This window comes from Gemmatimonadaceae bacterium (assembly GCA_035533755.1).
Lineage (GTDB): Bacteria > Gemmatimonadota > Gemmatimonadetes > Gemmatimonadales > Gemmatimonadaceae > JAGWRI01.
Genome location: DATLTC010000024.1, coordinates 30,022 through 52,912, shown reverse-complemented (window position 1 = coordinate 52,912; position 22,891 = coordinate 30,022). Strand labels below are relative to the sequence as shown.

The following is a 22,891-nucleotide window of genomic DNA, read 5'->3' as shown; positions in this document are numbered from 1 at the left end:
CTCCAACCGCGCCTTAATTTAGCCCGGCCCGCCAGTCCGACGTCGTGCATGCGGCCCCGAGCATGGGGCCACCCGCGCCCCGCCCCGTCCGGAGGAAGCAAATCCCGTGAACACCGCCCGCACGAAGCTCTCGGTGATGATGTTCCTCCAGTATTTCATCTGGGGAGCCTGGTTCGTCACCATGGGGACCTACCTCGGTACGACGCTCAAGTTCACCGATTCGCAAATCGGGCTGGCCTACGGGGCCACGGCCATCGCGGCCATCGTGTCCCCGTTCTTCGTGGGAATGGTGGCCGACCGGTTCTTCGCCACCGAGAAGCTGTTGGCCGTTCTGCACCTAGTGGGTGCCGTGGTCATGTGGGAGGTCTCGACCCAGACCACGTTCGGCCATTTCTATCCGCTGCTGATCGTCTACGCGTTGTGCTTCATGCCGACGCTCTCGCTCACCAACTCGATCTCGTTCCACCACGTGCAGGATCCGGCGCGCGACTTTCCGTACATCCGCGTGCTGGGCACGGTGGGGTGGATCGCCGCCGGCATCGTGATCGGCAAGTGGTTGCACGCCGACGCGCTGGCCCTGCCGATGCGCGTGGCGGCGGGGGCATCGGTGGTGATGGGCCTGTTCTCGCTGACGCTGCCGCACACGCCGCCGCGGGCCGCCGGCGCGCCGTTCAGCGCGCGCGATGCGCTCGGGCTCGACGCGCTGGAGCTGCTCAGGGACCGCGACTTCCTGATCTTCGTGCTCGGCTCGTTCCTGCTCTGCATTCCGCTGCAGTTCTACTACACGTTCGCCAATCCCTTCCTCAACGAGATCCGCGCGCCCGAGCCGGCGTTCATCCAGACGTTCGGCCAGTTCTTCGAGGTGCCGTTCCTGCTCATGCTCCCGTTCGTGCTGCGCCGGTTCGGCATCAAGGCGATCATGGTGGGCGGCATGCTCGCCTGGGCGCTGCGCTACTTCGCGTTCGCCAACGGCAACGCGGGCTCGGGGATGTGGCTGATCTATCTGGGCATCGTGATCCACGGCGTGTGCTACGATTTCTTCTTCGTGGCCGGCCAGATCTACACCGACGAGAAGGCGGGGCCGAAGATCCGCGCCGCCGCGCAGGGCTTCATCAACTTCGTGACCAACGGCGTGGGGTACTTCATCGGCGCCTTCGTCTCGGGCGCGGTGACCAATCGCTACGCCACCGTGAATCCGGCCTGCACGGCCGCGGCCGCCGCCGCGCAGCAGTGCACGGCGGTGGTGCACGACTGGCACCGCATCTGGCTCGTGCCGTCGGTGGGCGCCCTCGCCATCGGCATCGTGTTCGCCGTCCTCTTCCGGCCGCGCGTGGCGCCGCCACCCACGGCCGCGGCCTGACCGCCGCCTGGCACCGTCATGATCATCGACTTCCACAATCACTTCTACCCGCCCGAATACCTCGACGCCCTGCGCACCGGCGACAGTGCCGTGCGCGTGACCGACGACGCCGACGGGAACCCCTGCATCCACTATCCCGGCGACTTCAACGTGGCGGTGCGCGGGCACCGCGACATCGCCTATCGCCAGGACGTGCTCGACGCGGCGGGGGTGAGCAAGCAGGTGATCACGCTCACCACGCCGGGCACGCACGTGGAGACGCCGGCCACGGCCGTGAAGTTCGCGCGCCTGGTGAACGACGCCTTCGCGCGCGTCATCCAGGAGCGCGGCGCGCACTTCACGGCGCTGGCCACGCTGCCGCTCAACGATCCCTCGGCGTCGGTGGCCGAGTTGCGCCGGGCGATGACCCAACTGCACTTGCCGGGCGCGATGCTGTTCAGCAACGTGAACGGCGTGGCCCTGGCCGACGAGCGGTTCTGGCCCCTGTACGAAGAGGCCAACCGGCTCAACGCCGTGCTCTACATCCACCCCACCGATCCGGTGGGCGTGGAAGCGATGACGGACTACTGGCTGATGCCGCTCGTCGGGTTCCCGTTCGATACCACGCTGGCGGCCGCGAAGCTCGTATTCAGCGGCGTGGTGGAGCGGTTCCCGAACATCCGCTGGGTGCTCACGCACATGGGGGGTGCCATTCCCTATCTGGCCGAGCGGTTGGACCGCGGGTTCCACGCGTTCCCCGATTGCCGGGCCCACATCGACCGGCCGCCCAGCGAGTACCTGCGCCGGTTCTACTACGACACGGTGAACTTCGATCCCGACGCCATGAAGCTCGCGCTGGCGTTCGCCGGGCCCGCGCACCTGCTAGCCGGCAGCGATTACCCGCACCAGATCGGCAGCATCCCGAAGATGCTCGAGAGCCTGCGGGCGTTGCCCGTGTCCGACGCCGAGCGCGCCGCGATCATGGGCGGCAACGCGGCGGTGCTGCTCCGGTTGGGCTAGGCGGGCCGCGAATCGCTCGCGTCGAGCCGGAGCAGATCGCGGAGGGCGGTCAGCGCGATCCGGTCCAGGGCCGTTGCCGGGCGGAGGCGATCCTCCAGGCCCGGTGCGCGGTTGGCGAGCGCGACGACGCCCAGTCGCAACGCGGGCACGAGGGCCAGGAAGCTCCGATAGCCACCTGTGGACCCGTTGTGCCAGAGCACGAGCCGTCTGGCGCCGACGGTCTCGAAGGCGTGCCACGCGAGGCCGAGGCCCGCCGACAGGCGGCCGTCCGCGTCGCGGGTCTCCACCCGGAGGTGCTGCGCGTCGAGCAGCGCGCTCCGCAGCGGTTCCGGCGCGGCGCCGGCGCTGGCCCGCGCGAAGCGAATCAGATCGGCGGGCGTTGACCGCAAGGCGCCGGCGCCTTGGAGGGCGCCGAATTCCCAGCGCGCCGCGGGCAGCCCGAACACCCCGTGCGGCGCGGCGAACCGCTCGCCCTGATCCCGGGTGAGCGCGATGCGCGTGTCGTTCATGCCGAGCGGCGCGCAGACGTACGCGACCACGGCCGCCTCGTACGAGAGGTTCAGCCGCCGGGCGAGGGCGGCCCCGAGCAGCCCGGCGCCGAGATTCGAATAGCGCACGGGGGTCCGGTGGATGGGCGGGAGGCGGCGCGCCGGGCGATGCCGGCGGAGCGCATCGACGAGCGCGCGCTCCGTGTATCCCGCGTAGGGGTTCAACGGGTGCCGGATCCACGACCGCCCGATCAGGTTTCGCGGCAGGCGTGGCAACCCGGCCGTGTGCGTGGCCAATCTCACGAGCGTGATGTCGTCCGCCAGGCCGCGCAGTTCGGGGAGCAACTCGGCGACCGGCTCGTTCAACGCTGCGCGCCCGTCGAGAACGGTTGCGGCAAGGAGCGCGGCGGTGAACAGCTTGGTCACCGAGCCGATCTCGAACACGGTGGTCTCGCACACGGCCCGGCGATCGAAGGTGCCGAGGGTGCCGAACGGGCGCAGGCACACGTCCGCGCCGGAGATCGCGGCGACGATTCCACCGACTCCGGGACGCGCGTGTCGAATCGTCGTCGCGGCGCGATCGACGATCGCGCCGAGGTCCGATCCCATCATTCCGCGGGCACTCGGCGCGCTACGGCTTCCAAGTTCCTCTGGCCACCTTGGGCACGAACGTGTCGAGGCCGCGCGCCGGGAAGGGCAGGGTGCGCCCCTGTTCGGCGCTCTGGTACGCCGTCATCAGCAACTTCACCGTCTCCACGCCGTCGGTGAAGGTGAGCGACGGCTTCGTCCCCCGTCGGAAGCATTGCACCATGTGGCGGTCCTCGGCCTCGTAGCCGTACGTGGCCGCCTCGTTGGCCACCACCGGCATGAGCCCCATCTCGGCGTTCTGCTTCTCCACGAGATCCTCGCCCACCTTGCCCTTGACCTCGCGGCTGAAGAACAGCTTGAGCCCGCTGTCGAGCGTGTTCCACGACATCGAGTACTCGGGGCCGAGGAGCTCGGCGGACAGCCGCAGTCCGGCGCCGACGAAGCTCCAGGACGTCGTGGCTTCGCCGATCACGGTGAGGCCGTCTTTGGTGCGGAATTCCACGACCACGCTCGCGAAGTCCTCCGCGGGATGGCGCGCGTAATCCACGGCCCTGCCCATCGCCTTCCTGAGCCGCTTGGCGTACTCGGGACGCGACCACTTGAGGCTGGCGATGTGGCCCGTGACGCGCACCGGACGCAGCGAATTGCGCGGCGCGCCGGGCGTGGTGAGCAGGTGCCGCACCACTTCCACCGAGTGGCACATCATGTCGTTGAGCACGCCGCCGCCCTGCAGCCGTCCCTGCCAGAACCAGGGCATGTGCGGACCGCTGTGCTCCTCGGCGGCGCGGGCGAGATAGGGGCGCCCCGTGAGCGCGGCGCCGCGGGCCCAGATGAGCGAGCGGCCGTGCTCCACCTGCGGCGCGAACAGCTGATTCTCCAGATAGCCGGTGTTGAGTCGCACGCGCTTGACGAGGGCCAGCACCTGCTTGGCTTCGGCGACGTTGCGCGCCAGCGGCTTCTCGCAGGCGAGGCCGCGCAGCGTGCCGCGTCCGCGCTCGATGGTGTGGACGATCTCCTCGACGTTCTCGATGCGGGCCTGGTTGGGCCCGCACAGCCAGATGGCGTCGATGTCGGGATCGGCCACCATGGCGGCGATCGAGGGGTAGGGCTTGGCGTCGCCCACGTCGAGGGTGCGCGCCAGGGCGGCCGCGTCGGCGGCGCGCGCCGCGTTGGGGCTCCACACCCCGACGATGTTCGCGTCGCGCACCGCCGTGAACGCCTGGAGGTGGAAGCGGGCGTTGAAACCGCTGCCCACGATGCCGATGCCGAGTGGTTTGCCGCGCATGGTCAGTAGCTCACGCCGAGCTTGGCCAGCGCCGCCGGTGGACACCCGTTCCACGCCGGCAGCATCCGGTTACCCATGTAGCCGATGTCCTCGATGCCCAGCTTGCTCGACCAGAAGCCCGACGAGGTGAGGTCGCGGAAGCGGTTGAAGAACGCCACGCCGTGACTCATCGCGGGGGCGGCCTTGTGCGGCCAGGCCACGGCGTCGAGCAGCGCCGCGCGTTGCGCGGGCGTGCAGTCCACCCAGGCCGCGCCGTGCGCGTCCTGGCACTGGGCGTCCATCCAGGCCAGCCCGCCGCGCATCCACGTCTGGTTGTCCGGCTTGTCGAGCATGATGAAGTCCATGAACTCGGGCACGCCGGCGTCGGTGGCGGCGCCCGAGTGCCCGTCGCGCGGAATGACGTCGTCGACGAGCACGCGCACCGTGCGCCACTCGTGCGCCGTGAAGAACTTCGGCTTGTAGGGAATCCCGCTCGTCCCGGCGTCGGCCGTGGCCCGTTCGGCGGCGCGCAGCGCGCGGTCGAGGACGGGTGGGGCGAGGTTGATGGCGCCGGCCAGCGGCAATGTCGCCAGCAGCCCCAGCGCCTCGCGTCGCGTCATGTCGCTCATAGCGCCCCCTGCTTGCGCAGTTCGGTGATGTAGTCGCTGGTCCGCATGGACAGCGCGAGGATCGTCCACGTGGGGTTCTTGTCGGCCTGCGAGACGAAGGGCCCGCCGTCGGCCACGAACAGGTTCTTCACCTCGTGCGCCTGGCAGTGCGCGTTGACCACCGACGTGCGCGGATCGCTGCCCATGCGCACCCCGCCCACTTCGTGGATGATCTCGCCGCCCGCCGAGATGCCGTACCCCTGCTCGCGCGTGGGCATGGGCGACGACACCACGCCGCCCATCTGCGCGATCAGCGCCCGGAAGGTCTCCTGCATGTGCTTCACCTGGTTGTACTCGTGATCGGTCCACTTCCAGTGGAAGCGGAGCACGGGAATGCCGTACCGGTCCACGACGTTCGGGTCGATCTCGCAATACGTGCCGTCGTTGGGGATCATCTCGCCGCGCCCCGAGAAGCCGATCGAGGACCCGTAGTAGCGGCGATAGTCCGCCTTGAGCGCCTTGCCGTAGCCGCCGCCCGACGGATAGCGCTGGACCCCGCCCATGAACCCGTACGACGGCATCGACATCCCGCCCCACACCTCGATGTGATAGCCGCGCGGGAAATCGAGCGTCTTGTTGTCCAGCCACCAGGGCATGTACACGTGCATGCCGCCCACGCCGTCGCAGTTGTGCCGCACCTGGTCGGTCATCGCCGGGATGAACCCGCCCACGTCGGTGCCCGTGGTGTCGGTGATGTACCGGCCCACGGTGCCGCTGGAGTTGGCCAGGCCGTTCGGGAACCGCGTTGACTTGCTGTTGAGCAGCAGCCGCGACGACTCGAGCGCGCTGGCGGCGAGCACGACGACGCGCGCCCGCACGTGCCGGTCCTGGCCCGTGGTCTTGTCGATGTACGAGACGCCGGTGGCGAGGCCGCGCTCGTCCACCGTGACCTCCCGTCCCATGGCGTTGGTGATCAGGGTCAGGTTTCCGGTGGCCAGCGCCGGCGGGAAGAGCACGTTGGTGGACGAGAAGTTCGACGCCGTCATGCAGCCCCGGTTGCACTGGCCGCAGTAGTGGCAGGGGGCGCGGTTGTTCAGCGGCTGCGTGATGATCGAGAGGCGGGACGGAATGCACGTCACGTGCAGCTGGTCGGCGGCCCGCTTCACGAGCAGCTCGTGGCATCGCGGCCTGGGCGGCGGCATGAAGATGCCGTCGGGGGCGTTGCGCAGCCCCTCGTTGCTGCCGAACACGCCGATCAGCTTGTCCACCTCGTCGTAGTACGGCTTCACGTCGTCGTACGAGATGGGCCAGTCGTCGCCCATGCCGTCCACGCTCCGGTGCCTGAAATCGTCGGGCCCGAAGCGGAGCGAGATGCGGCCCCAGTGGTTGGTGCGCCCGCCGAGCATCCGCGCCCGCCACCAGGAGAACTCGGTGCCCGGCGCCCGCGTGTACGGCTCGCCGTCGATGTCCCATCCGCCGATGCAGCCGTCGAACTCGCCGAACGGCTTCTCCTTGGTGGACGCGCCGCGGCGCGGCGAGTCGTACGGCCACTTGAGCATCGCGCCGTCCTTCACCGGATCCCACATCGCGCCGGCCTCGAGCAGCACCACCTTGGCCCCGGCCTTGGTGAGCATGTACGCCGCCATCCCGCCGCCGGCGCCAGAGCCCACGATGCACACGTCGTACGGCGCGCGTTGTTTCTTGACCTGCATGATTAGCGCTCCTGATCGGGGAGTTCCCGAATCCAGATGTTGCGATAGCGGACGAGGTCGCCGTGGTCCTGCAAGCCCAGCGGCAGCCGGTCCGGCGTCTTCTCGTACGGTGGGCGCACCTTGTTGGCCGTGGGGCCGCTCAGCACCACGTTGTCCTGCACCAGGACGCCGTTCATGAACACCGTGAACCGCGCCGGCGCGGTGACCGCGCCGCTGGCATCGAAGCGCGGCCGATGGAAGATGATGTCGTACGCGTTCCACTGGCCCGGCGGCCGCGCCGGGTTCACGAGCGGCGGAAACTGGCCGTAGATCGACCCCGCCTGCCCGTCGGGATAGGTCGTGCTGTGGTACGAGTCGAGCACCTGCACCTCGTACAGCCCCTGCAGGAACACGCCGCTGTTGCCGCGCTCCTGCCCCTCGCCCCGGGCCGGCGTGGGCGCGCGCCATTCGATGTGCAGCTGCACGTCGCCGAACGCCTGCGCGGTGTGCATCGTGCCCGTGCCCGGCGCCACCTGGAAGTAGCCCTTGCCCAGCGTCCACTTTGCCGGGCCTCCCTTGTCATCGCGCCACTGGGAGAGGTCGTGCCCGTCGAACAGGACGACGGCATCGGCCGGCCGCCCACGCTCGGCCGCATACGGGCCGGGATCGACCACCGGCGGCTGCGGCCGGTCCATGGAATGCTGCGGCCAGCGGGTGTCCACCTGCGCGCCGGCGGGCGGTGTGGCGAGTGCCAGCGCGACGAGCGCGCCGGCCACGAGAAGCGGAACGCGCCCGGCTGCGGCGCGGCGACTGCGCATGCCCACGGAGTTCTCCTGATGCGGACGGAAGATCACGGGCGCAATATGCATCGCGTGTGCGCGTCCGGTAATCCGTCCCGCCGCGGCCGCTCGGGCTCAGTCGCCGATCGCCTCTTCCGCCACCGGCGGCGCCTGGTCGCGCCGCGCCACGGTGATCGTCGCCACACCGGCCACGATCACCGCCGCCGAGGCGAGGGTGCGCGCCGTGACCGGTTCGCCCGCCATCGCCCAGCCCAGGAACACGGCGACGATCGGGTTGACGTACGCGTAGGTCGCCACCTTGGCCGCGGTGGTCGTGCGCAGCAGATAGGCGTACGCCGTGAATCCGATCAACGAGCCGAACACCACGAGATACCCCCATCCGAGCGCCGACTTGAAGGTCACGTGCGCCAGCGACAGATGGGCCGGCTCGCCGGCGATCACCGCGGCCACGAGCAATGAGGCGCCGCCGGTGAGCAGCTGCATCCCCGTGGTGAGCATCGGCGCGCTCGGGTGCGGCGCTCGCTGCGCGATGATCGAGCCGGCGGCCCAGCTCACGGATCCGGCCAGGAGCACCAGCGCGCCGAGCCCATCCACGCCGCCGTGTCCGGTCAACTCGGCCGGACCCACGAGCAGCAATAGGCCCGCGAGTCCGATGGCCAGCCCCGCCAGGACACCGACGCCGGGGTGCGTGCCGCGCGGCCGCCACCAGTCGATGAGGACCATCCACAGCGGCACCGTGGCCACGAGCAGCGCCGCCGTGCCCGACGGCACGCGCTGCTCCGCCCACGCCACGCCGCCGTTGGCTCCCAGCAGCAGTACGCCGACCACGGTGGCGCTGCGCCACTCGCGCCACGACGGTCGGTGGGCGGCGCGGCGCCAGGTCCACGCCATCATCAGCGCGCCCGCCACGACGTGGCGCGCGCCGGCCATGAGGAATGGCGGAATGGTCTCCACGGCGAACCGCATGGCCAGGAACGTGGAGCCCCAGAGCAGGTATACGGCCGCGAACGCGATCGCGATCCGCGCGCGTTGGGCGCGCGCGTGGTCGCCCGTCATCTCGCCGATCATCGCGCGGGAATCTAGCGGGGCGGGGCCGGGGCTACGAACCCACACCCACCGAGAGGCCCACGTACACGTTCCGGCCCGGCGCGGGCTCGTAGTACCGGCCTCGCGACGCGTTGATCACCACCGAGCTCACGTACCGCTGGTCGAACAGGTTGTTCACGGCCACGAACGGGCCCACGCGCGAACCCTGCACCATGCCGTCCCAGCCCACGCGCACTCCCACCGTGGTCCACGGGGCCGTGCGCGTGTCGAGGGTGTCGTCCACGAAGTAGCTCGACGCGTGCTGCAGCTCCACGTCGGCCCACCCGCCGCGCGCCGGCGCCGGGCGCAGGTGCAGCGCGAGGTCGAGCCATTGCGGCGGGATGCCCGGCAGCGACCGGCCGGCGAGATTCCGTGACGCGGCCGTGTACTGCGTGTACCGGAAGTCGGAGTAGGTCCAGGCGGCGGCCAGCGACAGGCCCGGCACCACGCTCAGCTGCGCGCCCAGCTCCACGCCCCGGTGCCGCGACCGCCCGGCGTTGCGGTAGAACGCGCGCCCCGGCGATGCCGGCTCCTCGAACGCGGTCAGCTCGTCGCGCACGTTGGCCTGATACACGGCCACCGAGTACGTCAGCCGCGCCGCGAGCGCGCCGCGCACGCCCACTTCGTAGTTGGTGGCGGTCTGCGGATCGAGCGAGGCATTGAATCCGCCAGCCGTGTCGGGGCGGTTGGCCAGCTCGGTCGTGGTGGGCGTCTCGAACGAGGTGCCGACGTTCGCGTACACGGTCGCCGCGTCGCTGGCCCGAACGGTGAGTCCCGCCGAACCGCTCAGCGCGCGCATCAGCCGGTTGCCGGAGTCGTCGGGATTGGTGGCCGTGACCAGGCGGTCGTGCACGCGGAACTGCAGGTGATCGTAGCGCGCGCCCACGGTGAGCGTGGTGCGCGGATCGAGCCGCACGGCGCTCTGCACGAACGGCCCGAACGACGTGACGTGCTCGAGTTGGTCCAGCGAGCGCGCGCTGGTGGGCGCGCCGCCGCTGTTGCCGAAGTTCACGCGGTCGTCGCGCTGCTCCTGAACGTCGGCGCCGGCGGTCACGGTCTGTCGGAGCGCCCCGATGGTCAGCGGCCGGCTGGCCGAGCCCCGCAGCCCGTAGGCCCGGCGCCGCAGATCGATGTACGCGAAGGTCTGCGGGTTCTGCAGCTCGCGCGTGAGCCCGAACGCCGTGATCGCCGCCTGGCCCCCGCCCGCCCATCGCTTCTGCAGCGTGACGCCCGACTGCGTCTGCGTCACCGACTTGCCCGCCTGCGTGGCGAGATTGATCGCCGCCGCCGAGTCGGGATTGGCGGCCAGTTCGGCCGCGGTGAGCGCGCCGGGATTGTCGGCCCGCGGATCGTCGCCGACTTCGAGCAGCGCCGTGAGCGTCCAGTCGTCGGCCAGCGGCAGCCCGAGCCGGGCGTTGAGATTTCGCAGATCCGCCGTGCTGTGCTGGCGCGCGCCCGTGTACGCCACGCGCGACGCCGTCACCTGGGCCACGCCGCGGCCCACGGCCAGCCGCGTCGTGCTGCGCCACTTGCTCCACGGGTTGCCCAGCCCGGGCCCGTTGCTCCCGCCCGTGAACTGCACCTCCTCGGTGGCGCGCGCCGGCGGCACCGGGTCGCTCCAGATGCTGATCACGCCGCCGGCCGCGTTGCCGAATAGCGCCGACGACGATCCCCGCAGCACCTCGATGCGATCGGTCTCGCCGAGTTCGAGGTTGTTCAGCTGCCCCTGTCCGTCGGGCAGCGTCTGCGGGATGCCGTCCAGCAGGACGGTGATGCCGCGAATGGCAAACGCCGAGCGCGCGCCGAATCCGCGGATCGAGATGCGGTCGTCGAGCGAGAAGTTGTAGCGGTCGGGGGCGTACACGCCGGGCACCTGGGCCAGCGATTCGTCCAGCCCGAGCGTGGCGCGCCCGCGCGAGATCTGGCCGCGGCTCAGTTCCGCGGTGGCGTTGGGCACGCGGTCGCGGGGCATGGCCGACCGCGTGGCCGACACGGTGATCGGCGCCAGCCGCGCCGCGGCCAGCGAGTCCGCCCGCGTCGAGTCGCGCCGCCCCGCCTGCTGGGCGCCCACCGCCGGCGCGGCCAGCGCCAGGAGCAGCGCCAGGAACCCCACGGGCCGCGCTCCGCTTACTTGCACAGGAGATTCCACTGCATATGACGTGTTCCGCGTGTGCCCGGGTTGCATCTGGTGAGGCCTTGTCCACGCCGCTGCCGGCGTGGCGCCCTGGTCGCGGCCAAGATCGCGACGTTAAGTTGGGACGTCAAACCATGATTCCCGCACTCACCCCCGACTCCCCGGCCGGCCGCGACGCGGCCTTCGAGCGCGAAGCGCTGCCCTGGCTCGACGACGTGCATCGCTTTGCGTTGTCGCTCACGCGCGACGCCAGCGACGCCGACGACATCGTGCAGGACACCTACCTGCGGGCGTATCGGTCGTGGCATACCTACGCGCCCGGCAGCGACTGCCGCCGCTGGCTGTTCACCATCTGCCGCAACGCGTTTCTCCGATCCCGCGAGCGCGAGCGCCCCATGGTGGACATCGAGGACGTCGAACGGGACGTGATCGGGGCGGGGCAGGTATACGCCGCGGCGCTGGAGGACGGGTACACGGGGCTCTTCGCGCGGCTCGACATCCGGCCCGCCGTGGAGCGGGCGCTGCTGCAGATTCCGGAGCCCTTCCGGACCGCGATCGTGATCGTGGACGTGGAGGACCAGCCGTACGAAGCCGCGGCGGAGATCCTCGGCGTGCCCATCGGCACCATCCGGTCGCGGCTGTTCCGCGGCCGGCGCCTGCTGCAGGAAATGCTGCTCGTATACGCCCGCGATGCAGGACTCGCGCAGGGTGAACGCCCGCACCAGGAGGACCAATGAGCGGTGGCCAGATCCCTCCACTGCCCCCCGAGTGTCTCGAAGTGCTCAAGCACGTCTGGGACTACCTCGACGAGCGACTCACGGAACAGACCACGGAACGGCTTCGTGCGCACATCGCCGACTGCCACCAGTGCTTTGAATACAAGACGTTCCAGGAGAATTTCCTCGAGGCCGTGGGCACGCTGCAGCGGCGGCCCGGGGCCTCGCCGGATCTGCGGCAGAAGGTGTTGCAGTCGCTGCGCCAGGAAGGCTTCGCCCGCTGACCGCCCGCGGCCCGCGGTTCAGGCGCCGATCGTGGCGTGAACCGGTTCCCCCCGCTCGCCGTTCAGCACCACGGTCGTCCGGATCGTGATGTCCGGCGCCAACGACGACGCCACCGAGCAGTAACGCTCCATGGCCAGCGCCACCGCGCGCTCGGCGTGCACCCGTTCCACCTCGGCGCCGGTGACGTGATACGTGAGGTCGATGGCGACGAACCGCCGCGGCGGCGTCGGCCGCCGCTCGCCCACCACCTCGATCTCCAGCGCCGTCAGCGGCGTCCGTCGCTTGGCGAGGATGTCCACGACGTCGATCCCGCCGCACGCGGCGAGCGCGCTCAGCAGCGCGTCGGTGGGACTCTGGCCGGTGGCGGCGCTGCCGTCCAGCCGCGCCACGGGGTGGCCCGCGCGCCCGGTGTCGAACCGGTGCTCGCCCTGCCAGGTGGCGCGGATCATGCTCACGGGTTTGGTGGGGGTCGTCATGAGGTCCTCAGCCGATGCGCGTGCCGTTGGCCACCGGGTGGTCGAGATTGAGTAGCACGACCTCCGTGGCCGTGGGCATGCCGCCGAGCACGAGCACCTGGCTCTCGAACCCGGCAATGCGGCGCGTGCCGAGGTTCACCGCCGCCACCACCTGCCGGCCCACCAGGTCGGCCGGCGCATAATGTACGGTGAGTTGCGCGCTCGACCGGCGCACGCCGATCTCGGGTCCAAAATCGATCACCAGCTTGATGGCCGGCTTGCGGGCCTCGGGAAACGGCGCCGCTTCGAGCACCGTGCCCACGCGCATGTCGATGGCGAGGAATTCGTCCGGCGTTGCCATGGGCGAAAACTAGCAGCCACGGGCGGCGACGGCAGCCGCGAGTCGGCTATTATCCGGCACCTCCGATGACGCTCACGCCGCAACAGCTCGCGCCGCTCATGGACCCGTATGCCCGCCACGTGCTCGTTTGCACGGGGGCATACTGCTCCCCCGACCGCCGGGGGCTGGCCCTGTATCGCCTGCTCTCCGACCTGCTCCAGCGCGAGGGGCTGCTGTATGGGCCGCGCCGCGTGAAGCGCGGCGAGACCCCGTGCCTGGGCGTCTGCGCCGGCGGCCCGATCGTCGTCGTGTATCCCGAAGGCGTTTGGTACGCCGGGGTCACGCCGGCGCTGCTCGAACGCATCGTGGTCGAACACCTCCGCGATGGCCGCGTGGTGGAGGACGCCGTGTTCCACCGGCTCGGCAGCCCGCCCGCCGGGCCCTGACTGCAGTCGCTTGCGAGTTCCCGGTCGCAACCGCACCTTCTCCACCCCAGCTTCGGTGTCCCCGGCCATGTCCGACGAGATTCTCTACCAGCGTTTTCTGTCGCACGGCCCGGCCGTCCGCATCCGGCGCACCAGCGAGGCGGGCGCGTCGCCCGTGACGGCGGTGCTCGAAGTGGACCGCCGCGCCGGCACGCCGCGCGAGAAGGAGGGCGGCACGGCGCCCCCGCTCATGCACTGCGAGGGCTCCAGCGAGGCCGAGGTCCTGGCGCTGCTCGAACCCTCGGCGCGCGACGACCGGATCATCGCGCAGTTGATGCGCGAGAAGCAGTTGCGCTGAGCGCCGGCATCCGCCGGGCCGGAACGCGGGCAGCCGGCGCCGTGGCCGGGGGCAGGGGGGAGAGGTCCGTCCGCAGGGGCGCCTCCGCCCGCCGATTGCTCCCCCGTGGCCGGACGGCTAAGTTGCCCGCAGGCTGGCCCTTGCTCCGTTGAGATGCCTGACAAACCTATGCAGTCCCGCCGCATGTTGATGGGAGCCGCCAAGCGGCTTCTGGCCACGAGCGGCGCCGATCATCGCCGCGATCCTGACGACGACATTCCCCGACTGACCCTCAGCGCCCTCGAGAAGATCCGTATGTCCCGTTCCCGCGATCGCATCCTGAACAACCTGGACGACATGTACCGTGAGGCGTTCGAGCGTGCCAAGGTCTCCGACGACGCCTCGCAGATGACGACGCTCGATTTCGCGTACCGCCGCGAGCAGCTCTATCTGGAGATCCTGCTCGATATCCGCGACGCGATCGAGCGGCGGTAACGGTCGGCGGCCGGCGGCCGACTCGCCGCCGGCGACCCCCGTCATTCGGCGGCCGGGTGCTTTCTGGGCCAGAGCAGCGACGCCCCCACGGACACCGCCAGCACCGCCAGGATCACCGACAGCGACACGCCCGTGGGCACCGTCACCCAGTGGTCGGCGAGCATCTTCACGCCGATGAAGGTGAGGATCAGCGCCAGCCCGTATTTGAGCAGGTGGAAGCGGTCGATCACGCTCACCAGCAGGAAGAAGAGCGAGCGCAGCCCCAGCACCGCGAAGATGTTCGACGTGAAGACCAGGAACGGGTCGCGCGTGACGCCGAAGATGGCCGGGATCGAATCGATGGCGAACGCCAGGTCGGTGATCTCCACGAGCACCAGGACGAGCAGCAGCGGGGTGGCCACGCGGCGCACGCCCTCGCGCGTGAAGAATCGCGTGCCGTCGTAGTGGGGGCTGAGCGGCACCAGGCGGCGGGTGAGGCGGACCACGAAGTTCTTCTCGCCGTCGAACTCCGCCGAGTCGTCGTGAAAGGCCATGCGGGCGCCCGTGAACACGAGCAGCGCGCCGAACACGTAGAGAATCCATTCGAAGCGGGCGAGCAGCAGCGCGCCCACCCAGATGAACAGCCCGCGCAGCACCAGCGCTCCCAGGATGCCGTAGAACAGCACGCGATGATGTGCGCGCTTGGGCACGCCGAAATAGGCGAAGATGAGCGCGATCACGAAGATGTTGTCGGCGCTCAGCGACTCCTCGAGCACGTAGCCCGTGAGGAAGGTGATCGCCGTGCCCGGCTGCTCGAACACGCGCAGCAGGAGCGCGAACAGCAGGGCCAGGATCACCCAGAGCACCGTCCACAGGGCCGCCTCGCGCGGGCGCACCTCGTGGCCGTCGCGGTGGAAGACGCCTAGGTCGAGGGCGAGCATCGCGAGCACGAACGCGATGAAGCCCACCCAGAACCAGATGCTGGTGGCGATGGTCACGGGGCGGGGCGGTGGCTGGTCATGGGCGAACCGGAAAGCTAACGTCCACACCCACCGCCACCGCCTCCCCAGGCTGCCCCGTGCCCGAATCCGCGCCCCGCTCCGTCATCACGCTCCTCGTCGTGAATGCCCGCATCCGCACGGGCGATCCGCGCCGGCCATGGGCCGACGCGGCGGCGCTGGCGGGCGCGCGCGTGGCGCACCTGGGCGGCAGCGCCGAGATCCGCAAGCTCGCGCCCGCCGGCGTGCGCGTGGTGGACGCCCTCGGCGCCGAGCTCGCGCCCGAGGACCTGCCGCGCTACGCCTGAGATGCAAATGAAACGCGCGCGTCCGGGTGGACGCGCGCGCTGCCCCGAGGCCCGATTCCGGCCTCAGGGCACGTAGCAGGATGCGGGCGTGATCGCGCCGTTCGCGCCCCGGGTGATGAACGGCAGTGTCAGCGAGCTGCAATCCGCGCCCGAGTGGAACGTGCCGTTCACGTACAGGTGCCCGGTGGACCCCAGGGTCAGCGAGCCCACGTTCAACGTGATCCCGGTGGGGATGGTGAACGCCACGTTCCCGGTCCCGGTCCCGATGCTGAACCCGCCCACGATCGTGTACGAGGCGGACGCCGTGGCGTCGAGGGCCACCGACGAACTCGGATTCGCCGCGTACAGATCCCACAACTGCGCCTGCGCCGAAGCGAACCGGATGGTCTGCGGCGTGCCCGGGCCATACGGCGAGCTCTGCATCCGCATCGACGTGCCGGTGGAGTAGAAGTTGGTGGCCGAAGCCGCCGCGCCGGCCACGGTGTCTTCCACGAAGTTGCCGTACACCTGGATCGAGCCGCCGGTGAGGAGGCCGTTGGACGACTGGTCGGACGTGATGTTGAGATTGCCCTTCACGTACAGCCACTCGCTCCCCGCGGGCATCACGAGCGTGCCGTGGTGCTGCACGTTCACGTCGCCCAGGGACGTCAGCCAGTTGTTGCCGATCGTGGCGAACATCAGTGGACAGTTCACATCCACCGCCGCCGCGCTGTCGAGCCCCACCACCGTGACCGGCGCCGTGGCCCAGCCCGCGCACGACATCGTCGCGTCGCCGATCGCCAGCTTGTACGGGAACGATTGCGCGATCGTCGTGCCCGCCGTCATCATCTCCACGTATCCGCTGCCGCCGCCCAGGGAACTCCAGGCATCGGGCACAAGCGCCGAGCCGTCGAGATTGCCGTACACGTAGATCGGGTTGTTGTGCAACTCGAATCGCGTGCCGTTCTCCACGGCCAGCGAGTTCACGCTCGCCGCGGCGGCCAGCGCCGGATAGTGCCCGCCGGCCGTGGCCGCGTACGGAATGAACACCGATGTGGTCTGCGTGGGCACCGCGCCGGACGACCAGTTGCCCGGGTTGGTCCACGTGGTGTCGGACGCGCCGGTCCAGACGTCGTACGACGGCGGCGCGACCACCTCCTGGAAGGTGACGGGCGCGCCCGACAGGAGCGCCAAGCTCGGGGCGTACGCCGTTGCCTGGATCACGCACGAGGCCGCGCCCGCCGGCAACGTCACCTGCACGGCGGCGATGCCGTTGGCCGCGGTCGGCATGGTGTACACGGTGCCCAGGTTCGGCAGCGTGCACAGGTTGGCCGAGGAATTCTGGATCGTGAACGTCACCGGAACGCCGGTCACGCGGTATCCCGCCGCGTCCGTCACCAGCACCTGCACCTCGCGCGTGGCGGCGCCCACGGTGTGCGTGGAGTCGAGCTGTTCACCGGGCACGGGGGCGATGTTCGCGGCCGGCCCGGTGGCGATCGAGACGACGGCGCTGGTGTCGGCGCTCAGGCTGGAAGCCGAGAAGACCACGGCGACGGTGGTGCCCACCTGCCCATAGAGCCCCAGGCCGATGAAGCTCGCCCCGCCGCTCGGCGAGGTCGTCACCGCGCTCGTGTTGCCGATGAGCGTGGGCGACATCGCGTCCTGGAACGGAACGAGGACCGCCGCCGGCGTGATCGCGATCCCGCCAGCGTTCAGATCCCACGTCTTCGTGCTGTCGGTCACCGCCACGGCGAGTGTGGGCGTGATGGTCGTGCTGTCCAGTAGCGACCCCGTGAGGTCGGTCGTCATGCGCAGCGCGGCCGGCTGGTGTCCGATGGCCGTGAGATCCACGCCGCTCGGCGTGCCGCTCACCGCCGCTGACGCGTGCACCGTGTTCACGCCCGACGCCGCGCCCAACTGCCATCCGGGGGCCGCGGCGGCGCCGTTCAGATCGGTGACCGCGTGGGTCGAGTCCAGCGAGCCGCCGCCGGACACGACACTGAACGTCATCGTCACGCCCGGCACGCCGTTGCCCACGCTGTCCAGCACCGCGGCTTCGGGAATGTCGACCATGGCGTTTCCGGCGGCCTGATGCACGCTGTCGTACGTTACGAACACCTTGTACGGCGCGCCCGGCGTCAGATAGAAGTACGGGCTCCACGCGTAGTTCAACGTCGTGGTGGACAACGTGTTGTACGCCTGGATGTAGAACGAATTGTACGGGCCGGCCATGCCGGCCGCCTCCAGGTTCGCGAACACCGCGCGGCCGGTGGAATCGGTCATCACGACGGTGTCACCGATCAGCGTCGGATAGGGCACCACCGGCAGCGTCGGGAACACGCCGCTGCCGAACGCCACGGCGTCGCGCGATACCGAGCGCGACGGTCCGGACATGCCCCGCGCGCGCGCCGCCATCGGCGCCAACGCGGGCGCGGGCCCGCGGTTGAACGTGATCACGCCCCGCGGCGAGACGCCGGGCGCCGGCATCCGCGGCGGAGCCAGGCTCAGGCGCGGCGCGCGAACAGGCCGCGCCCCCCGCATCGCCGCCGCCCGCGATCCTGCCGGCGCGCGGTCGCACACGCCCTCGCACAATCCGGAGATGTAGATCTCCACCGGCACTCCCGCCTGCGGCACGGGATGGCCGTTCGCATCCTCCACCTGCACCACGAGCGGCAGGTGCGTTCCGCTCGCGTACGTCGTGTCGAACACGTTGGTGAACACGAGCTGCGTGCCCACCAGATGCAGGAGCGCGGTGAACGGTACGGTGTCCTTGCTCGACGTGGTCGTGAACGCGCGGATCTGCTGCGCCCCCGCGGTCCCGAGCGTCCACAGCACGGCCGAGTGACCGGTGCCGTCGGCCGCCGCCACGACGCTGGATGCCGGCGTCGTGGGGCTGGCCGGGTTCACCAGCGTGCCGCCGCCCGAATCCACCCGCCACGTGACCGACCCGCCGGGCACGGGATTCCCGCCGCCGTCCATCACCAGCACCTGCGGCCGGACGATCGTCGTGTCGCCGGGCGCGCCGGTCTGCCCGGCGCCGGCCACGTACTGCACGTGCCGCGCAGGGCCCAGCGAGACGGTGTACGCCACGCTGCTGTCGGATACCAGGCCCGGTGAACTGGCGCGCAGCTTGTACGTGCCGATGAGGTCGTTGCCCACGTGGAACGTGGCGAGTCCCGCGACCGCGCTGACCGTGGCCGCCGCCGGTCCCACGGAGTCGCGCACCGTGCCGCCCGGCGGGCCGTGGAGCACGCTCAGCGTCACTTGCAGCGTCGAGCCCGCGCCCACCGTGTCGCGGTGCCCGCTCGCGTCGAGAATCTCCACCTGGATATTGGGCACGATGTACGTGGCCGACACGACGTTGGACGGCTGCGTGACGAACCGCACGCTCGTCGCGCTGCCCACGGAGCTCGTGTCGGTGAACGTGACGCTCGCGTGATTCGGGAGCGTCGCCGACACCATGTTCAGGCCGGGCGTGTGCGCCAACGTCAACACGGTGGACGCCAGACCGAGCGAGTCGCTGGTCGAGACCGAAGGGTTCACCGTCCCGTCGCCGGTGAGCACCGCCCACGTGACGGAAGCGCCCCGGATGGGGATGTTGCCGGCATCGGTGACGCGCACGACCAGCGGCGCCGGGAGCGTGGAGCCCACCAGCCCCGCCTGCGCATCACCGGACACGATGGCGATCTTCGTGGCCACACGTGGGGCCGCGGTGGCCGTGAACAGCACCGTCGCGCCGCTCACGTCGCTCAGCGATGCCGACACGCTGTCGGTGCGCACCGTGGGGCCGAGCGTGAACGTCATGCTCGCGAGCCCGCTCGTGTCTGTGGTCGTGGAGGCGGCGGCAAGCGCGCCGTCGCCGCCCACGTTGGTCCATGCCACGGTCGCGCCGGCCACGGCATTGCCGAAACTGTCGGTCACCTTCACCACGAACGGCTGCGGCAGCTTGGCGCCGATCGTGTCCACCTGCGCGTCGCCCGACACCTTGGCCAGTTGCGCGGCGGCCGCGGCGGTGGCGGTCTCGTTGATGGCGAGATCCGGCACGCCGCTCGACGACGCGACGATGCTCTGCGCGCCCGCCGCGTGACCCAGCGTCACGGTCGTCCGGGCATTGCCCGAGGAGTCGGTGACGCCGCTGGCGGGGCTGACCGTGGCGCCGCCCGACTTTCCGGCAAACGACACCGTGATGCCGGGCACGCCGGCGCCGGATGCCGCCTGCACCTGCACCACCACGGGACTGGCCAGCGCGGTTCCCGCCGCGCTGCTCTGATCGCCGCCGCTCACCAGGGCGAGCCTGGCCGGCGGCGCCGAGACGGTGAGCGAGGTGGAATCGCGCAGGCCGTTGGGCGTGGACGCCGTGACCAGCGTCTTGCCTGGCGTCCCGCTGGGCGTGAACACGCCCGACGCCGAGATCGCGCCGAGCGACGCGTTGGCCAGCGTCCAATGCACGGTCACGCCGGCCACGGCGCCCCCGCTCGCGTCGGTGGCCGTGATGCGGTAGGGCACGATGCCGCTGATCAGGATGGCGGTGTCCCTGGGCGCGATCCCGAAATGGGCGAGGTTGGCGCCCGGCCCGACGTACGAGATGGGCACGATGGCGGCGCCCGACGACGTCGTGGCCCCGACCGTGGCGGTCACGGTCTGCGTGCCGCTGTAGAGCACCTGGTCGCCATGCCGCAGCTCGATGTGCACGTTGAGCTGTTCCGTGGGCGAATTCAGGATGACCGGCAGGTTGAGCACCAGCGAATCCGCGCCGGCGGGCACGACGATCATCGTGTCGAATGGCTCCGCCGGCGGATGATCGATGTGGATATGGATGTTGTCCACGGCGAGGCCGAAGCTGCTCAGATCGCGCAGCGTGGACGCAGCCTGCACCGAGAAGGACGGGACGATATTGATGAACGCTGGCCCGCCCTTGCCGTTGGGCGAGGTCGGACCATCGGTGCACGTGACACCGATCAGGACCAGGAGTGCGAAGGCGGTGAATCGGATGGAGGTGCGCATTCAGCCTGAACGTCGGAGGATCGGCGCCCCGCAGGGAAATGGGGCAGCCATCGTACGCGAAGCCAGAGTGCGATAACGTCTTACACCATTCGGTCGGGTGTCAAGAACGCACATCACACACCAAGAAAGCACCAAAATCCGCCGGCCGACAGGGTGCGGGGCGCCATTCACCGAACGAGGGCCGGCGGTGAGCCGGCCCTCGTTCGGTGCGGATCGGGCGCCGGCCGGCCGTCAGAACCGGGCCAACTCCTGGAACGCCGCCTTGAATCCCTCTACCTGGGGGAGAATCGCGTCTTCGAGCTGCGGCGCGTACCCCACGAACGTGTCGGCGCTGGCCAGTCGCTTGACCGGGGCATCGAGCCACGCGAAACACTCGTCGGCGATGGCCGCCGCGATCTCCGCGCCGTACCCCCAGGAGAGTGAATCCTCGTATGCCACCAACACCCGCGACGTCTTCCTGACGCTCGCGAACACGGTCTCGCGGTCCCAGGGCGAGAGCGTCCGGAGGTCGATCACCTCCACGTTCAGCCCGGTCTCCTCGGCCATCTGGTTGGCCGCCGTGAACGCGCGATGCACCGTGGCGCCGTAGGTCACCACGGTGACGTCGGTGCCCTCGCGCACGATCTTGGCCTTGCCGAACGGGATCATGAAGTTCGGGCCCGGATAGGCCGCCTTGTTGTACGTCTGGCGGTACAGGTGCTTGTGTTCGAGGAACAGCACCGGGTCGTCGCAACGGATGGCGGTGCGGAGCAGGCCGTTGGCGTCGAGCGCCGTGGCCGGGCACACCACGCGCAGGCCCGGGGTGTGCGTGAACAGCGACGCACCGGTCTGCGAGTGGTAGATCGCGCCGCGGATGTACCCGCCGTACGTCGTGCGCACCACGACCGGTGACGTGAACAATCCGTTGGAGCGCCAGCGCATGGTGGCCAGCTCGTTGCGGATCTGCATGTACGCCGGCCAGATGTAGTCGAAGAACTGGATCTCCACCACCGGCTTGAATCCGCGCAGCGACAGTCCGATGGCGCGCCCGATGATGTTCGCTTCGGCGAGGGGCGAGTTGTACACGCGGTCGCCGCCGAACTCCTTCTGGAGGCCCCACGTGACCTTGAACACCCCGCCCTTGCCCTTGACCTTGCCCAGGTACTCCTCGCGCGATACGTCGGCCACGTCTTCCCCGAACACGAGCATCTTGGGGTTGCGACGCATCTCGTCCTTCATGCACGCGTTGAGCAGGTCCACCATCGTCGTCTCATTGCCCGAGAACTGCGGGTCGTCCTCGGTGTCGAACTGCTCCGAGGTCGGATCCACGTCTTCGGAATAGACGTGCTGATAGATGGTGTCGGCGCCCGGCTGCGGCTGCGAGAGGGCGTCGTCGGTGGCGGCCAGCACCTCGGCATCCACCGCCTCCTGGATCTTGGCAATCTCCTGCGCGGTGGCGTGGCCCTGGGCCACGAGCCACTTGGGGAACTGCGTCACCGGGTCGCGCGCCGCGTCGGCGTCACGCTCGGCCGGCGGACGGTACATCACCTCGTCGTCCGACAGCGAGTGCGAGTACGGGCGGATCACGTGCGCGTGCACGAGCGCCGGTCCCTTGCGCTTGCGGGCGTGATCCACCGCCTTCTGCATGGCGGCATGCGACGCGAGCAGGTCGCAGCCGTCCACTTCCTGCACGTAGAGGCCCGGGAACCCGGACACGACCTTGGAGATGCTGCCGCCGGCCGTGTTCACTTCCACGGGCACCGAGATCGCGTACCCGTTGTCCTCCACCAGGTAGACGATGGGCAGCTTGAGGTTGGTGGCCGTATTCAGCGACTCCCAGAACTCGCCCTCGCTGGTCGTGCCGTCGCCGGTCGTGACGAGCACCACTTCGTCCTTCTCGAACCCGTCGGTGAGGTCGAGGAGCTTGGCGCGCAGGGTGGCCTCGGCGGCGCCCACGGCCTGCAGGAACTGCGTGCCCGTGGGCGAGGACACCGAGACGATGTTCGCCTCCTTCTTGCCCCAGTGGCTCGGCATCTGGCGGCCGCCGGAGTTGGGATCCTTGGCCGCGCCGACCGCGGAATAGAGCATCTCGGCGGCCGTGAGGCCCAGTTCGAGGCACAGGGCCCGGTCGCGGTAGTACAGGAAGAACCAGTCGTGCGCCGGCCGCAGCACCATGCCCGCCGCCGTGAGCACCGCTTCGTGGCCCGCGCCGGAGATCTGGAAGAAGATCTTGTTCTGGCGCTTGAGTTGGATCTCCTTGTCGTCGAGTTTGCGGGACAGGAGCATCGTCTTGTACGCGGCAAGGAGCTGGCTGCGCGACAGGTCCTGCGTGCCGCGGCGCTCCGTCTTGGTCGAAGTGGCCATGGTCAAATCCGTTCGAGGGCGGACGTTGCGCGGATGAGAGTCCATCACCCGCGCCGATCGGCTTGCTCGCTAAAGGTAGTCGCCGGTGCCGGCGCGGGGGAGCCGGGGCAGTTCCCCCACGCGCCGCCGGTCCGTGATCGCCGCGTTGCATGGATTCGTGAAAAAAACTCTTGCGCGGAACCACCCGATCTCACATTCATGGGTCCGAC

At 70.0% G+C, this 22,891-nt stretch carries 20 protein-coding genes; 8 read left to right on the top strand and 12 right to left on the bottom strand.

The genetic code is table 11. From position 1 onward, the window contains the following. Positions 1 to 106 precede the first annotated feature (106 nt). Together VNE60_04135 and VNE60_04130 are read left to right on the top strand one after the other, a co-directional pair. Positions 107 to 1,360, top strand: coding sequence for a nucleoside permease (locus VNE60_04135; GenBank protein ID HVB30699.1), 1,254 nt, complete (start codon positions 107 to 109; stop codon positions 1,358 to 1,360). An 18-nt stretch (positions 1,361 to 1,378) separates the two neighbouring features. Then, a complete protein-coding gene (locus VNE60_04130) occupies positions 1,379 to 2,359 on the top strand; it encodes an amidohydrolase family protein (GenBank protein HVB30698.1) in 981 nt (326 codons plus the stop codon). Here the strand turns inward: VNE60_04130 and VNE60_04125 are convergent. The 7 genes from VNE60_04125 to VNE60_04095 are packed head-to-tail and all read right to left on the bottom strand — an operon-like array spanning position 2,356 to position 11,021. Beyond that, positions 2,356 to 3,459 carry a serine hydrolase domain-containing protein gene (locus tag VNE60_04125; protein HVB30697.1) on the bottom strand — a complete coding sequence of 368 codons (1,104 nt, stop codon included), beginning with the start codon at positions 3,457 to 3,459 and terminating at the stop codon, positions 2,356 to 2,358. The two genes, VNE60_04130 and VNE60_04125, sit on opposite strands and share 4 nt — an antisense overlap. A 19-nt stretch (positions 3,460 to 3,478) precedes the next feature. Further along, positions 3,479 to 4,720, bottom strand: a complete 1,242-nt coding sequence (locus VNE60_04120; GenBank protein ID HVB30696.1) for a Gfo/Idh/MocA family oxidoreductase — start codon at positions 4,718 to 4,720, stop codon at positions 3,479 to 3,481. A gap of 2 nt (positions 4,721 to 4,722) precedes the next feature. Then, the gene (locus tag VNE60_04115) at positions 4,723 to 5,328 is read right to left on the bottom strand and encodes a gluconate 2-dehydrogenase subunit 3 family protein (protein HVB30695.1); all 606 of its coding nucleotides are present in this window, start codon (positions 5,326 to 5,328) and stop codon (positions 4,723 to 4,725) included. Continuing rightward, a complete protein-coding gene (locus VNE60_04110) occupies positions 5,325 to 7,019 on the bottom strand; it encodes a GMC family oxidoreductase (GenBank protein HVB30694.1) in 1,695 nt (564 codons plus the stop codon). The genes VNE60_04115 and VNE60_04110 overlap by 4 nt, the downstream gene beginning before the upstream one ends. A 2-nt stretch (positions 7,020 to 7,021) precedes the next feature. Then, entirely contained in the window at positions 7,022 to 7,867 is an 846-nt protein-coding gene (locus VNE60_04105) for a DUF1080 domain-containing protein (protein ID HVB30693.1), read from the bottom strand. 45 nt (positions 7,868 to 7,912) lie between these two features. Then, the gene (locus tag VNE60_04100) at positions 7,913 to 8,866 is read right to left on the bottom strand and encodes an EamA family transporter (GenBank protein HVB30692.1); all 954 of its coding nucleotides are present in this window, start codon (positions 8,864 to 8,866) and stop codon (positions 7,913 to 7,915) included. A 31-nt stretch (positions 8,867 to 8,897) separates the two neighbouring features. Further along, positions 8,898 to 11,021 (bottom strand): TonB-dependent receptor, encoded by a 2,124-nt coding sequence (locus VNE60_04095; protein ID HVB30691.1) that lies wholly within the window; start codon positions 11,019 to 11,021, stop codon positions 8,898 to 8,900. 131 nt (positions 11,022 to 11,152) lie between these two features. Between VNE60_04095 and VNE60_04090 the strand changes: the two genes are divergently transcribed. Together VNE60_04090 and VNE60_04085 are read left to right on the top strand one after the other, a co-directional pair. Beyond that, positions 11,153 to 11,755: a sigma-70 family RNA polymerase sigma factor gene (locus tag VNE60_04090; protein ID HVB30690.1), complete on the top strand. Its 603-nt coding sequence runs from the start codon at positions 11,153 to 11,155 to the stop codon at positions 11,753 to 11,755. Beyond that, positions 11,752 to 12,018 (top strand): zf-HC2 domain-containing protein, encoded by a 267-nt coding sequence (locus VNE60_04085; GenBank protein ID HVB30689.1) that lies wholly within the window; start codon positions 11,752 to 11,754, stop codon positions 12,016 to 12,018. Before VNE60_04090 ends, VNE60_04085 begins: the two co-directional genes overlap by 4 nt. Before the next feature lie 18 nt (positions 12,019 to 12,036). Here the strand turns inward: VNE60_04085 and VNE60_04080 are convergent, their stop codons facing one another. Together VNE60_04080 and VNE60_04075 are read right to left on the bottom strand one after the other, a co-directional pair. Then, complete coding sequence (locus VNE60_04080) at positions 12,037 to 12,495, bottom strand: OsmC family protein (protein ID HVB30688.1); 459 nt, start codon at positions 12,493 to 12,495, stop codon at positions 12,037 to 12,039. Between the two features lie 7 nt (positions 12,496 to 12,502). Further along, positions 12,503 to 12,835 carry a tRNA-binding protein gene (locus VNE60_04075; GenBank protein ID HVB30687.1) on the bottom strand — a complete coding sequence of 111 codons (333 nt, stop codon included), beginning with the start codon at positions 12,833 to 12,835 and terminating at the stop codon, positions 12,503 to 12,505. A gap of 65 nt (positions 12,836 to 12,900) precedes the next feature. On the opposite strand from VNE60_04075, the gene VNE60_04070 reads away from it, so the two are divergent. The 3 genes from VNE60_04070 to VNE60_04060 all read left to right on the top strand — a co-directional run bounded on the left by VNE60_04070 (position 12,901) and on the right by VNE60_04060 (position 14,071). After that, positions 12,901 to 13,260 carry a (2Fe-2S) ferredoxin domain-containing protein gene (locus tag VNE60_04070; protein ID HVB30686.1) on the top strand — a complete coding sequence of 120 codons (360 nt, stop codon included), beginning with the start codon at positions 12,901 to 12,903 and terminating at the stop codon, positions 13,258 to 13,260. Positions 13,261 to 13,315: 55 nt separating this feature from the next. Then, positions 13,316 to 13,597, top strand: a complete 282-nt coding sequence (locus VNE60_04065) for a hypothetical protein (protein ID HVB30685.1) — start codon at positions 13,316 to 13,318, stop codon at positions 13,595 to 13,597. 189 nt (positions 13,598 to 13,786) lie between these two features. Then, positions 13,787 to 14,071: a hypothetical protein gene (locus VNE60_04060; protein ID HVB30684.1), complete on the top strand. Its 285-nt coding sequence runs from the start codon at positions 13,787 to 13,789 to the stop codon at positions 14,069 to 14,071. A gap of 41 nt (positions 14,072 to 14,112) precedes the next feature. Here VNE60_04060 and VNE60_04055 read toward each other — a convergent pair whose 3' ends face one another. Further along, positions 14,113 to 15,048, bottom strand: a complete 936-nt coding sequence (locus VNE60_04055) for a TerC family protein (protein HVB30683.1) — start codon at positions 15,046 to 15,048, stop codon at positions 14,113 to 14,115. An 80-nt stretch (positions 15,049 to 15,128) separates the two neighbouring features. Between VNE60_04055 and VNE60_04050 the strand changes: the two genes are divergently transcribed. Then, positions 15,129 to 15,356, top strand: coding sequence for a hypothetical protein (locus VNE60_04050; GenBank protein ID HVB30682.1), 228 nt, complete (start codon positions 15,129 to 15,131; stop codon positions 15,354 to 15,356). A gap of 63 nt (positions 15,357 to 15,419) precedes the next feature. On the opposite strand, the gene VNE60_04045 is transcribed toward VNE60_04050, so the two are convergent. Next, positions 15,420 to 20,339 (bottom strand): Ig-like domain-containing protein, encoded by a 4,920-nt coding sequence (locus VNE60_04045; protein ID HVB30681.1) that lies wholly within the window; start codon positions 20,337 to 20,339, stop codon positions 15,420 to 15,422. 231 nt (positions 20,340 to 20,570) lie between these two features. Further along, positions 20,571 to 22,682 carry a dehydrogenase E1 component subunit alpha/beta gene (locus tag VNE60_04040; GenBank protein ID HVB30680.1) on the bottom strand — a complete coding sequence of 704 codons (2,112 nt, stop codon included), beginning with the start codon at positions 22,680 to 22,682 and terminating at the stop codon, positions 20,571 to 20,573. Positions 22,683 to 22,891: the final 209 nt, after the last annotated feature.